Annotated in this window: 12 protein-coding genes and 1 pseudogene; 12 read left to right on the plus strand and 1 reads right to left on the minus strand. The window is 70.8% G+C overall.

The annotated features are described in order from the left end of the window. A partial coding sequence (locus AOK22_RS43190) for a glycosyl hydrolase family 18 protein (RefSeq protein ID WP_341845625.1) occupies positions 1 to 683 on the minus strand: 683 nt, incomplete at its 3' end. 308 nt (positions 684 to 991) lie between these two features. Here AOK22_RS43190 and AOK22_RS32275 point away from each other — a divergent pair. The 12 genes and pseudogenes from AOK22_RS32275 to AOK22_RS32330 form a co-directional block, all read left to right on the plus strand. Beyond that, positions 992 to 1,930: a hypothetical protein gene (locus AOK22_RS32275; RefSeq protein ID WP_063795381.1), complete on the plus strand. Its 939-nt coding sequence runs from the start codon at positions 992 to 994 to the stop codon at positions 1,928 to 1,930. 102 nt (positions 1,931 to 2,032) lie between these two features. Beyond that, the gene (gene cpaB, locus AOK22_RS32280) at positions 2,033 to 2,743 is read left to right on the plus strand and encodes a Flp pilus assembly protein CpaB (protein ID WP_055702260.1); all 711 of its coding nucleotides are present in this window, start codon (positions 2,033 to 2,035) and stop codon (positions 2,741 to 2,743) included. Positions 2,744 to 2,752: 9 nt separating this feature from the next. After that, positions 2,753 to 4,384 carry a CpaE/TadZ family protein gene (locus AOK22_RS32285; RefSeq protein ID WP_055702261.1) on the plus strand — a complete coding sequence of 544 codons (1,632 nt, stop codon included), beginning with the start codon at positions 2,753 to 2,755 and terminating at the stop codon, positions 4,382 to 4,384. Beyond that, entirely contained in the window at positions 4,381 to 4,794 is a 414-nt protein-coding gene (locus AOK22_RS32290; RefSeq protein WP_107102087.1) for a TadE family protein, read from the plus strand. Before AOK22_RS32285 ends, AOK22_RS32290 begins: the two co-directional genes overlap by 4 nt. A gap of 102 nt (positions 4,795 to 4,896) precedes the next feature. Then, positions 4,897 to 6,234: a TadA family conjugal transfer-associated ATPase gene (locus AOK22_RS32295; RefSeq protein ID WP_055702262.1), complete on the plus strand. Its 1,338-nt coding sequence runs from the start codon at positions 4,897 to 4,899 to the stop codon at positions 6,232 to 6,234. Beyond that, positions 6,231 to 7,178, plus strand: a complete 948-nt coding sequence (locus AOK22_RS32300; RefSeq protein WP_055702263.1) for a type II secretion system F family protein — start codon at positions 6,231 to 6,233, stop codon at positions 7,176 to 7,178. Before AOK22_RS32295 ends, AOK22_RS32300 begins: the two co-directional genes overlap by 4 nt. Before the next feature lie 14 nt (positions 7,179 to 7,192). Then, entirely contained in the window at positions 7,193 to 8,083 is an 891-nt protein-coding gene (locus AOK22_RS32305; RefSeq protein ID WP_055702264.1) for a DUF5936 domain-containing protein, read from the plus strand. 344 nt (positions 8,084 to 8,427) lie between these two features. Beyond that, positions 8,428 to 8,952 (plus strand): hypothetical protein, encoded by a 525-nt coding sequence (locus AOK22_RS32310; RefSeq protein WP_157872341.1) that lies wholly within the window; start codon positions 8,428 to 8,430, stop codon positions 8,950 to 8,952. Positions 8,953 to 9,041: 89 nt separating this feature from the next. Then, on the plus strand, positions 9,042 to 10,424 hold the full coding sequence (locus AOK22_RS32315) for a hypothetical protein (protein ID WP_063795382.1): 1,383 nt from the start codon (positions 9,042 to 9,044) through the stop codon (positions 10,422 to 10,424). Then, the gene (locus tag AOK22_RS32320; protein WP_055702267.1) at positions 10,421 to 11,005 is read left to right on the plus strand and encodes a hypothetical protein; all 585 of its coding nucleotides are present in this window, start codon (positions 10,421 to 10,423) and stop codon (positions 11,003 to 11,005) included. The genes AOK22_RS32315 and AOK22_RS32320 overlap by 4 nt, the downstream gene beginning before the upstream one ends. A 15-nt stretch (positions 11,006 to 11,020) precedes the next feature. Further along, the gene (locus tag AOK22_RS32325; RefSeq protein WP_055702268.1) at positions 11,021 to 11,770 is read left to right on the plus strand and encodes an ATP-binding cassette domain-containing protein; all 750 of its coding nucleotides are present in this window, start codon (positions 11,021 to 11,023) and stop codon (positions 11,768 to 11,770) included. A 142-nt stretch (positions 11,771 to 11,912) separates the two neighbouring features. Beyond that, positions 11,913 to 12,396: pseudogene (locus AOK22_RS32330) on the plus strand (hypothetical protein); the annotation flags it as partial.

The raw sequence follows: 12,396 nt of genomic DNA on the forward strand, positions 1-12,396 counted from the left end.
CAGCCCAGCATCGAACCGCTGTTGTAGTACTGCATATTGACCACCGTGAGGATGTCCTTCACGGCGAGCGCGGTCTTGAAGTACTCGTTCGACGGCGACTGCATGTCGATGGTCTGCGGCGCCATCGTCAGGACCAGGCCCGAACCTGCCTTGCCCGCGAGCGACTTGAGCGCCTGCGTCATGTAGGTGGAGTCGAGGCCGTTCTCCAGGTCGATGTCGACGCCGTCGAAGCCGTACTCCCGCATGAGCGCGTACACCGAGTCCGCGAAGGCCGACGCGGAGGCCGCGTCGTTGACCGCCACCGCGCCCTTCTCGCCGCCGACCGAGATGATCACGGACTTGCCGGCCGCCTGCTTGGCCTTGATGTCGGCCTTGAACTGGTCGACGGTGTAGCCGCCGAGACCCGCCGAGTCGAGGTTGAAGGTGACCTGGCCCGGTGTGCCGGTCGCGTCGGCGAAGGCGACGGCGATGATGTCGTAGTCGTCCTGCACGTCGCCCAGCTTCTGCACCTGGGCGCCGTTGTCGAAGTTCTGCCAGTAACCGGTCACCGCGTGCTGGGGGACGGCACGGGTGTCGGCCGCCGCGGTGCCCGTGCCGCCGGCGAACAGGCCGGTGACGGCGAGGGCGAGTGCGGTGAGGGTGCCGGCGACGGCACCCGTCCTTCTCCTGCGTATGCGGTCCACTGCTGCCTCCGTGGGGGGAGTCGTGAGGAGGGGGGAAGTCGAGATCCAGGGGTCGTGAGGTCGGGGACAGGACGCTGGAGCGGTGGCCACCGCTGTTCGCCGGGTCGCGTTCCGCTCGGCCGTTTCAGGACTGACGCGACCCCGCTTGGTCGTACAAGCTGGTCCAGACCAATTGAGTTGTCAAGGCCTCAAACACCACTTGCTTCCCGCCGGGACAGGCCCACCTCCACGTGAACAGTGGGAAGTTGGGTGTTGAGGCGGCCATCACCTGGATATGGTGCTGAGGCAGGAGTGCACGACGACCGGGGGTGTACGCGTTGCCGACCGCCATAGCCGTCACCGGCCCCGACCTCGTGCTGCCGTCACCCGACCGGCACACGCCGTCGGCCGCCGTCCTGCAGTCGGCCGTGCGGTCCCCGCGGTCGTACTCGCTGGACCAGGCGCTCACCGAAATGCACACCCTCATCGAGCACCACGGCTATGTGGTCGCCCTGTGCCCGGCCTCCGCGCCCGCCTCCGTCGCCCAGCGCCTGCACGCCGTCCGCTCGGTCCTGGAGAGCGACCGCATCGCCATCGTCCGCTCCGACCTGCCGCCGCTCGGCCTCGCCGTCCTGGCCCTGCAGCTGCGCCAGCTGTCGGTCTGCGACTTCAGCCCCGGCGTCCTGGCCTCCGCCGCCCGCCTGCTCTCCCACTACATCTACGCCGGCGCCCTGCTGGGCTCCGTCGCCCGGCTCGACCGTGTCCCCGTCACCCTCCAGTCGCACGCCAAGTCCTGGGTGCCCGGCGCCCAGTTCGCCGTCCTCGCCACCCCGCGGCCCGAGCTGATCAAGGTCTCCGGCGGCGGCGAGGCGAGCCTGCCGGGGCCGGGCTTCGGCACGCGCATGCTCTACGCTCCGGGGCAGCTGGCATCCGCATGGGTCACCGAGACCCTCGCCCCCGCCTGGCACTCCACCGGCGTCGCCGAGGCGCGCCTGCCCGCCGAGTCCGCGCGCTGGTGGGCCACCGGCAAGCTCGTCGAGTTCGCCGCGGCCATCCCGGACATCTCCGTCCTCTACCAGCTGGTCTCGTCCGTCCGCCGCGACGACTGCCACTGGTGCGGCCTCGAACTCATCGGCGACCGCTGCGCGTTCTGCGCGGCCCCGCTGCCGCCGCCCTCCGAACGCCCGGCGCCACCGGTGCGCGCCCTCACGCGCAGCGCGACCGCCCTGCCACGGGCCGCCACCGCCCTGCCGCGCGGCGCGACCTAGTCCGGCACCCGCCCCCGTACGCCGTACGCGACCGACGACCGATCACGCGCCACCCCGCTCACTGTCCGTAGCCAACCGCACCCGATCGAGGTAGTCCGGCCCATGAACTCACGCCAGCGCCGCGGCGTCATCCTGCTGGTCCTGTCGGTCCTGTGCGCGTTCGGCGCGTTCGCGGGGGTCCTGTCGGTGATCCGCGACGTCAACTCGAAGGTGGGCCCCGAGACCTCCGCGTACAAGCTCAAGGACGACATCGCGCCCTATAAGGAGCTGTCCGCCGACCAGTTCGAGAAGGTCGAGATGCCCGAGCGCTGGCTGTCCGACAACGCCGTCACCGACCTCCGCGACGTCCGCGGCAAGATCGCCGTCACCCAGCTGCGCAAGGGCTCGCTGCTGCAGTCCGACATGATCGTCAAGCGCCCCGAACTCGGGCCGGGACAGCAGGAGATCGCCATCATGATCGACGCGTCGACCGGCGTCGCGGGGAAGATCACCCCCGGCTCGACGGTCAACATCTACGCCACCTTCAAGGGCGAGAGCGACCAGGCGAAGGACCAGTCCAAAGTCATCGTGGAGGGCGCCAAGGTGCTCGACGTCGGCAAGCTGACCCCGCTCGAACCCGACCAGGACGACCGCACCCGCCGCAAGGCAACCGAGGCGGTGCCGATCACCTTCGCGCTCGGCACGGCCGACGCCCAGCGCGTCGCCTACGCCGAGTCGTTCGCCACGCACGTCCGCCTCGCCCTCGTCGGCGCGGGCGGCGACGCGACCGTGCCGCCCCGCGACCGCACGTACACCCTCGACGAGGACAAGTAGGAGGTCCGCATGGCCATCCGGATCCTCCCCGCCGTCGGGGACATCGAGGCCGCCCGCGCCCTGTCCACGCTCACCGGCCAGCTCCCCGACGCCGAACCGGCCCTGCCCGTCGGCGACTCCACGGCGCTGCTCGACACCCTCGCGCACCTCGCCGCCGAGTCGGTCGACGAGCTGCCCGAGGTCGTCCTCGTCCACGAGCGCATCGGGCCCGTCCCCGCCCTCGACCTGATCAGGGACCTCGTCCTGCGCTTCCCCGCCGTCGGCGTCGTCCTGATCACCGCCGACACCAGCCCCGGACTGCTCACCGCCGCCATGGACTCCGGCGCGCGCGGCATCGTCGGCTTCCCGCTCGCCTACGACGCCCTCGCCGAGCGCGTCCAGGCGGCGGCGGCCTGGTCGACGGGGATGCGGCGCCACCTCGGCAGCGGGGGCCTGGAGCTGTACGGGGGAGGGGGCACCGGTCCGGGCGCCGGGCCCGGCGGCGCGGGCACCGTCGTCGCGGTCAGCGGCGCCAAGGGAGGCGTCGGCGCGACCCTGACGGCCGTCCAGCTCGCCCTCGCCGCGCGCGCGTCGGGCCGCACGGTCGCCCTCCTCGACCTCGACCTGCAGTCCGGCGACATCGCCTCCTATCTCGACGTCCAGTTCCGGCGCTCGGTCGCCGACCTCGCCGCCATCAGCGACATCACGCCCCGCGTCCTCCAGGACGCCATATACACCCACGAGACCGGCATCGGCCTGCTCCTCGCCCCCGCCGAGGGCGAGCGCGGCGAAGAGGTCACCGACCGCGTCGCCCGCCAGACCGTCGCCGCCCTGCGCGCCCGCTACGACGTGGTGGTCGTCGACTGCGGCGCCTACGTCACCGGCGCGAGCGCCACCGCCGTCGAACTCGCCGACCAGGCCGTGCTGCTGGTCACCCCCGACGTCGTGGCCGTGCGCGCCGCCAAGCGCATGGTGCGGCTCTGGGACCGCCTCCAGATCCGCAAGGCCGAGGAGACCGTCACCGTCGTCAACCGCCACGGCAAGGGCTCGGAGATCCAGCCCTCCCTGGTGGAGCGCGTCACCGGCACACGGACGGCCCGTTCCACGGTGCCCGCCGCTTTCAAGGAGCTCCAGGCCGCCGTCGACGCGGGCCGCATGCAGGACCTCGACAGCCGCTCCTCGGTCAAGCAGGCGCTGTGGGGCCTCGCGGGCGAGCTCGGCCTGGTCGACCCGGAGGCGGCGGGCGCCGGCGCCAAGCGGGGCGGCCTCTCCCTGCGACGCAAGGCCCCGACGGGCGACCGGGGCGCGGTCACCCTCGAATTCGCCGGCATGTTCCCCCTGCTGCTCGTGGTCATGACGATCCTCTGGCAGTGCGCCCTGTACGGCTACACGTACTCCCTCGCCGGCAACGCGGCGGACGAGGCGGCGAGGGCCGCGACGGCGGCGTACGCGGCGGGGGAGGGCGCGGGGGGCGCGTGCGACGCGGCCGCGAAGGAACACCTCCCCGACGCCTGGCAGGCCGCGTCGGTCTCCTGCACGGACGAGGGCACGGTCTGGAAGGCCCGTGTCTCGGTCGACGTGCCGGTCTTCTTCCCGGGCTTCGACGCGGGGTGGCACGTGAACGGGGAGGCGGGGGCGGCGAAGGAAGGGGAGGACGAATGAGGACCGTTCCTTCCGCCGCGCCCGCGGCGCCGGGTGCGGACACGGAGGCGTCCCCACAGGGCCGCTGGGGCGACCGAGGCGTATCCATCCTGGAGTTCGCGGGATTCCTCCCCGTCCTCCTCCTCGTGGGCCTCGCCGCGATCCAGCTCGGCCTGGTGGGCTACGCCGCCAACCAGGCGGGGTCCGGCGCCCGCGCCGCGGCCCGCGCCGCGGCCCAGGGCAACTCCGGCGAGGCGGCGGGCCAGGCGGCCATGGACGGCGGACTCACCGCCTCCGTGGGCGTCAGCGACGGCGGCGCCACGACGACCGCCACCGTGGAGGTCCAGGTCCCCACCCTGCTCCCCTTCGTCGACACGAACTGGAGTGTCACCAAGGAGGCCACGATGCCGAACGACGACGCGGCCGACTGAACCCCCGCCGCCGCAGAGGCCCGCTCCCGTACCCGAACCGCCATTCCCTTACCCGAACCGCCGATCCCGTACCCGAACCGCCGAAGGAGGTCGAACGACGACATGAGCCTGCGCGACCGCGTGGCCCCCACCCACCAGACCGAGCCCAGCCGGGACGACGGCCTCGTCGCCGTCTACCGGGCCAAGCTCCTGGAGGAGATCGACCTCGCCGAGATGTCCTCGCTCGCGGCGGCGGACCGCCGCGTCCGCCTCGAACGCGTACTGGGCCACATCATCAGCCGCGAGGGCCCCGTCCTCTCCACCTCCGAACGCGCCCAGCTGATCCGCCGCGTCGTCGACGAGGCCCTCGGCCTCGGCGTGCTCGAACCGCTCCTCGCCGACGCCTCGATCACGGAGATCATGGTGAACGGCCCCGACTCGATCTTCGTGGAGCGCGCCGGACGCGTCGAACAGCTCCCCCTCCGCTTCGCCTCGAACGACCAGCTCATGCAGACGATCGAACGCATCGTCTCCACCGTGAACCGCCGCGTCGACGAGTCGAACCCGATGGTCGACGCCCGCCTGCCCACCGGCGAGCGCGTCAACGTCATCATCCCGCCGCTCGCGCTGACCGGCGCCACGCTCACCATCCGCCGCTTCCCGCGCGCGTACACGCTCCCCGAACTCATCGGCCTCGGCTCGCTCGACGAGCACATGCTGATGCTGCTCGCGGCGTTCGTCCGCGCCCGCTTCAACCTCATCGTCAGCGGCGGCACGGGCTCCGGGAAGACCACCCTGCTCAACGCGCTCTCCGGCCTGATCCCGGCCCACGAGCGCATCATCACCATCGAGGACTCGGCGGAGCTCCAGCTCCAGCAGGAGCACGTGATCCGTCTGGAGTCCCGGCCCCCGAACGTCGAGGGCAAGGGGCAGATCACCATCCGCGACCTGGTCAGGAACTCCCTGCGCATGCGCCCCGACCGCATCATCGTCGGCGAGGTCCGCGGCGGCGAGACCCTCGACATGCTCCAGGCGATGTCGACGGGCCACGACGGCTCGCTCGCCACCGTCCACGCGAACACCGCGGAGGACGCCCTGATGCGGCTGCAGACCCTCGGCTCGATGTCGGAGGTGCAGATCCCCTTCGAGGCGCTGAAGGACCAGATCAACTCGGCCGTGGACGTGGTCATCCAGCTCACGCGGCACGCCGACGGATCCCGGAGGATCTCCGAGATCGTGCTGCTCGTCTCGCACGGCCGCCAGCAGTTCCGCATCGTGCCGGTCACCCGCTTCGTGGCCCGCCCGCTGGGCCCCGACCGCGTCGTGCAGGGCTACTTCGAGCATCTGCCGCTGCCGCGCGAGATCGCCGACAAGCTGTACGTCGCGAACGAACCGGTGCCGCCGGCGTACGGGGTGGCCGAGGCCATCGACGTACTGAACACGAGGGAAGCGATCGGATGAACAACCCTGCCCTCCTCGCGCTCGGCGCCACGATCCTGACGGGCACGCTCGCGGTCGCGGGTGTGCACGCGTACGCGTCGGGACGGGCCCAACGCCAGGCGCTGGTGGACCGGTTGGCGCTCGGTCCGGGCGCGGGCGACGGCGGGCCGCCGGGCCGCGCCCGCCGCTTCGCGGCCGTCGACCGGCGGCTGCGCGGCACCCGCCTGGGCCGTGCGATCCAGCTCCGGCTCTCCTCGACCGGGCTCGACCTGACGGCGGGCGAGTTCTTCACGTACGTCGTCGCGGTCGTCGCCGCGCTGTGGCTGATCGCGGCCGCGACCCTGGCCCCGTTCTTCGGCCCGATCGCGGGTCTCGTGGCGGTGTGGAGCGCGGTCGCCTTCCTCAACTGGCAGCGCCAGAAGCGCATCGAGGCGTTCATCAACCAACTCCCCGACGTGGCACGCATCCTGGCCAACGCGACGGCGGCGGGCCTGGCCCTGCGTACGTCGCTGGCCATGGCGGCGGAGGAGCTGGAGGCCCCGGCGGGCGAGGAACTCTCGCACGTGGCACACCAGTTGACGCTCGGCCGCTCGATCGACGACACGCTGGGCGAGCTGGCCGAACGCCTCCCGTCCCGGGAGCTGATAGTGCTCGTGACGACGCTGGTCCTGTCCAACAAGGCCGGCGGCACGGTGGTCAACTCCCTGCGCAATCTCACGCAGACGCTGGAGGACCGCAAGGAGACGCGGCGTGAGGTCCGCACGATGCTGTCGGAGGTCCACGCGACGGCCTTCACGGTCCCGCTGCTCGGCCTCGGCTCCCTGCTGCTGATCAACTCCTCGAACGAGGGCGCGCTGGAGCGGGTGACCGGCTCGCCGCTGGGCCAGACCCTGATCCTGATCTCGCTCGGCCTCTACGGCGTCGGCTTCTTCGTGATCCGGCGCCTCGGCAAGATCGAAGTGTAGGAAGGTTTCCGACGATGCTGGCACTGGCTCTGGCCGCCGTGATGGGCCTGTCCGTGGCGGGCGTCTGCCAGGGCGTCCGCATGTACCGCGCGGACGCGAAGCTGCCCTCCGACCTGGCCGTGGCCCTGGAGGTCGGCGCGACCCGCGTCTCGGCGGCGGGGTCTGCGGTGGACCGCCTGGGCATGCGCTTCGCCCCGCTGGTCCTGCGTCTGATGGGCCCCAAACGGGTCGACGCCAAGCGCCGCAGGATCGACATGGCGGGCAACCCCGGCGGCCTGACGATCGACCGCTACGCGGCGCGGCGCGCGGTCTACGGCGTCTTCGGCGTGCTCCTGGGCCTGATCTTCCTCACGAACGGCTCTCCGCTCCTCGCCCTCCTGACCCTCGCCTTCGGCGCGACGGCGGCGGACGCCCTGATCTGGCAGGCCATCCGCGAACGCCGCGAGGTCATCGACCGCACGCTCCCCGACTTCCTGGACGTCCTCGCGGTCGTCGTCTCGGCGGGCCTCGGCTTCCGCCAGGCGCTGGACCGGGTGGCCGAACGCTACGAGGGCCCGTGGGCGGACGAACTCCGCATCACCCTGCGCCAGATGGACATGGGCGTCAGCCGCCGCCAGGCCTTCGACGACCTCCGCCGCCGCAACGCCTCCGAACAGGTCGCCCAGTTCGTCTCGGCCCTCCAACAGGGCGAGGAACTGGGTTCCCCCATCGCGGACACCCTCATCCAACTGGCCACGGACATGCGCCGCACGGACGCCCAGAACTCCCGCCGCAGAGCGGCCAAGACCATCCCCAAGGCAACCATGGTCACCCTGGTCTTCATGCTCCCGGCCACGATGATCCTCATCGCGGCAGGCATGTTCCTCGGCTCGGGCTCGGACTTCGGCTCGATCCTGGGCCGTTAGCCCCACGGTTTCCTTCTCAGCCTTTTCCGCTCTCTGTGGGAGCGCCGATGTGCCCTGCCGGATACGGAATGCCGAGGCTCCGATTTCTGGTCACCTTCACTCGCCGATATCAGCCACTAACCGGTACCAGCCATATTCAGCCGCCGGCACGGAAGTGTGGCCTCCATCACGGTGGGTGATGACACCACCTGGTTGTGTGATCTTCACCTGACGGGCACAGGGCCTTCACCGTCTCGAGCGGGAACTCCACCGTGCCCAAGGCCATTCTCTGGAGGGGGACTTCTCAAACCATGGCTACCGCTGCGGCCAGACGCCGCATACTCGCACGCACCTCCGCGGCCCTCGTGAGCGCCCTCGCGGCGACCACGCTGCTCACCTCGACCGCCACCGCCGACGACACCAACCCTGTCGGTGACAGCGTCGACATCACTGACGACGCCGGCACTGTAAGCCTCGATGAAGAGGGCCTGTTCGAGTTACCGGCCCCCACCGAGGACGGGGTCGAGCCCCGGAGCTTCCCCAGCAAGATCGACAGCTGGCTGCCCAGCAACCACGAGTCCAGGCACTGGTCGGACAACGACTACACCGAGATCAAGTTCACCACCTGCACCCTGGAAGGCGCGCTGGGTAGGTCCTTGCATGTGCAGCTGCACCAGGCCGTTCCATTCGGCCTGGACAAGAGCCTGGGCTCGAAGCGCTTCACCAACTGCTTCAAGGGCTCGGGCAAGACCTCAAGGGGCGAGTGGGACACGCATGTCTCCAATGGCGACAACCGCTACTTCACCATTCCCAAGCACAACGACTCCGAATACAGCCGGACCGCTGTTTCCGTGAAGAAGGTCTACGTCGACACCTCAAAGGCGGACTAGTCACGGCTGAAGCGGCATGACGCAGAGCCGGGAAGCGCCCGCGCGCTTCCCGGCTTCCCCCATTCCTCCACAGAGCGGTCTCGTTTCCCTTGAACCTTCGCACCCGACTGCGCACCACCCCGGCCTTGTGGACCGCGCCGATCTGGCTCGGGATCATTGGCTTCTACTACTTCTACGCCCTGCACTTCGAAGACTCCTACCAGGAAGTCGTCAACGGCCCGTTGTGGGCACCCGAGCAGGTCGAAGTCGCGCTGTCCTACTTCTACGCCTTCGCCTATGCCATCACCCTCGGGCTTGCCGTGTGGGAGGGCGGGCGGTTGAAGCGTGACGGGGTGTGGCAACTCGCGCCGGGCCGGTCCCGCCACCGCGTGGCCGCCCACATGCTGGCGCCCGTGGTCGCCGCGGGCTGGCTGGTGCTCGCATTGCCGGTCGCGATGCGCCTGATAGAAACCCGACTCGTGCCGACACCGGCCGCACTGGCCCCGTTGATCATGGCCATGGGCATCGTCTGCGCGTACGCGGTGATCGGCTGTGCCCTCGGGCACCTCACCCCGCGCATGATCAGCGCACCGCTGTCCGCCGTCGCCGTGTTCTACGTGATCGTCGAGACCGTGAAGTACGACGACCCGACCTGGCCCAGGCACGTCTCGGGCCAGCCGGACACCTCCCTCGGGTTCGGCGAGGAATACGGCGCCGTCACTCTTCTCGTCCCCTTCCTCTTCGTCGCCGCGCCGGCAGCGACGGCGGCCGCATGGTGGATCCGTACGGCAGGCCAAGGTCGGTGGGCGATACGCGGCGGCGCCGCGGTGGCAGCCGTGGGGCTCATGAGCACCTGCGCCCATGCCGCTGGGGCCTGGGACATCGCGGACGGCCCCGTCACCTCCCATCACGCCGCCGCCCGCTGCACCGGCAGCGCACCGAGGGTGTGCATGGCGGAAACCGGCGGCGCGGTGGAGAAGCTCGACCAGGTACGTCAGCAGGTCGTGACGTCGACGGCCAAGCTCCGTGCCGCCGGAGTCAACGTGCGCATGCCCGCCACCGTGTCCGACAGCCTCCTCAACGGCCGCGACCGCAAGGCCTCGTCGGACACCACCTGGTGGCTGCCGCTCTCCCGGCAGGCCGGGCAGACAGGGGGCGGCATGACCGCCGTCCGGTACGCGGTCCTGCGCCACAGTGTCACCTTCCCGTGTGCCTTCCCCGCCTCCTTCGAGTCGGCGCGCTCGGCCGATTACGTCGTCAACCACGACGCGGCCATGCTGTGGGCCGCCGCCGTCATCGACGCGGACCGGCCCTACACGGCCTGGCGCAAAGGGGAGTACGGCGGGGTATTCCAGAACCCCCGACAGGTCCTGAACAAGGTCACCCAACGCGCAGGCGACGCCTTGAAGCTCCCCGCGAAGCAGCAGGCCGACTGGTTCCACGAAGAGCAGGCCAAGGCCTGCCGTCTCGTCGGCCACGGGACCACGTCATGATCTGGTGGATCAAGGCCCGCCGCCTGCTCCCCGTGCTTCTGCCCGGCGTCACCGTATGCGTCCTCGTCGTCGCCCTCGCGCACGACCGGTCCATCGAGTTGCCCGGAATGCTGACCGCCGGTGCCAACCAGGTGTTTCTCATGCAGCTCACCCCTCTCCTGATCACCTCCACCCTCGCCCACTGCCTCACTCAGCGTTTGGACGAGGCCGAAGCAGTGGCCACCCGGAACCTGCGCCGTCTCGACATGCTTGCCGTCCTGACGTGCGTGTGCGCCGTGGCGGCGGCCGGAGTGGCCATCGGCGCGGCTGCGGGATCAGACGAGGCGACCACGGTCGGTCGCAACACCGCCTTCCTCACCGGCCTCATGCTGCTCGCCGGAGCAGCGCACCCCAAGGCGGCCACAGCGGCACCTGTCGGATGGGTGTTCGCCATCATGTTCCTGGGCCACTCGGACTACCACCGCCCCTGGCCGTGGGCGGTGACCTTGCACGCCCCGTCCAGCCTTCCCGCCCTCGGCGTATGCCTGATCGTCCTCCTCGGCGGCCTCATCGCCCAGGCCCGCATCCGCCGCACCCCATGAAAGGCCGCCCGAGCCATGCCCGTTGAACTCCATGCCGTGTCCTACGCCTACGGCCGCAACAAGCCCCGCATCCTCGACCGGCTCACCTACACCACCCCGCACGGCTTCACTGTCCTGCTCGGCCCCAACGGCGCCGGTAAATCCACGCTGCTGAAGCTCGCCGCCGGCGTCAACCAGCCCGCCACCGGTGCCGTGCGCCTGGGCCGCCTGTCCTCGACGGCACGGGAGTACCGCACCAAGGTCGCCTGGATGCCCCAGACCATCACCGCGATGACGGGCCTCACCGCCCGCGAACAAGTCGCCTACACGGGCTGGCTCAAAGGCATGAGCCGCGCCGACGCCTGGGACGCGGCCGTCGCCGCCCTGGGCCGGGTGCAGATGAAGGAACGCGGAGACACGAAGGCCAAACAGCTCTCCGGAGGGCAGCTACGGCGTGTCGGTGTGGCCTCCGCCCTCGTCCACGACGCCCGGGTCCTTCTCCTGGACGAACCCACCGCGGGAATGGACCCCACCCAGCGCCGCGTCTTCCGCGACCTGATCCTCCACCTCGCCACCGACGAGGTGCAGGTGCTGATGTCCACCCATGATGTCGCCGACCTCGCCGAAGAGGCCGACCACGTCACCGTTCTCACCGAGGGCGCCATCACCTTCACCGGAAGCACCCGGGACTTCCTCGCCCACGCCCCCACCGAAACCCCCGCAGGACGGCAGGCCGAAGCGGCCTACACCGCCCTCTCCACCCAGGCCGCCCTCTCCGCGCCGTAGTCCAATCCACCCGTACAGCGCCGGTGCACGCCCCCGGTGCGGGTGGGTGACGGAAGGGATGTTCGGTTCCGGTCCGCCGATGACGGTGGGGCCGTACGGGCATGCTCCCGCCGCACATGCCACTGGCGACTGGGAGGCCCTCATGAACGGCTCGTACAGCGGAGAAGAGTTCCGGCAGGCACTTGCCAACGGCACGGTGGGGACGCCCCTCACCCTCGTCGGCATGGTCAAGGCCGGCGAGGAGGAGGGCGCCCTCCAGTTCGCGCCGGGGACCGTCTGCAAGAACTGGGTGTCGGTTCCCGTCGCGCTCGTCGACCGCGTCGAAGTGCTGCGGGAGGTGCCCTGCGACGACCACACCCACCATCTCGTCGGCCTCCAGCTCAAGGACCCCGGGACGCCCGAAGGTGCCGTCCTGCTCGGCCTGTTGCGGGCCGTGGTCAAGCAGCGGGCCGAGCAGCAGGTGCCCCCGGCCCACGCGAAGGCCCCCGCGCCACCCGCCCCGCCTCTGGCGCCCGCGCCACCGGTCCGGGCCGCGCGGGGCAACCCGACGTGGCCGTGCCAGGAAGGGGACTCGTACTGCGACCCGGATTCCGAGCACTGCTGGGGCTGCTGCGGAGGCATCTGGA

The organism is Streptomyces silaceus (assembly GCF_001419745.1).
In the GTDB taxonomy this organism is placed as follows: Bacteria; Actinomycetota; Actinomycetes; order Streptomycetales; family Streptomycetaceae; genus Streptomyces; species Streptomyces silaceus.

Excerpts from the sequence above, each read along its gene's own strand:
- cpaB (WP_055702260.1), top strand. The coding sequence starts at position 2,033 with ATGAACTCACGCCAGCGCCGCGGCGTCATCCTGCTGGTCCTGTCGGTC.
- AOK22_RS32285 (WP_055702261.1), top strand. The coding sequence starts at position 2,753 with ATGGCCATCCGGATCCTCCCCGCCGTCGGGGACATCGAGGCCGCCCGC.
- AOK22_RS32290 (WP_107102087.1), top strand. The coding sequence starts at position 4,381 with ATGAGGACCGTTCCTTCCGCCGCGCCCGCGGCGCCGGGTGCGGACACG.
- AOK22_RS32295 (WP_055702262.1), top strand. The coding sequence starts at position 4,897 with ATGAGCCTGCGCGACCGCGTGGCCCCCACCCACCAGACCGAGCCCAGC.
- AOK22_RS32300 (WP_055702263.1), top strand. The coding sequence starts at position 6,231 with ATGAACAACCCTGCCCTCCTCGCGCTCGGCGCCACGATCCTGACGGGC.
- AOK22_RS32305 (WP_055702264.1), top strand. The coding sequence starts at position 7,193 with ATGCTGGCACTGGCTCTGGCCGCCGTGATGGGCCTGTCCGTGGCGGGC.
- AOK22_RS32320 (WP_055702267.1), top strand. The coding sequence starts at position 10,421 with ATGATCTGGTGGATCAAGGCCCGCCGCCTGCTCCCCGTGCTTCTGCCC.
- AOK22_RS32325 (WP_055702268.1), top strand. The coding sequence starts at position 11,021 with ATGCCCGTTGAACTCCATGCCGTGTCCTACGCCTACGGCCGCAACAAG.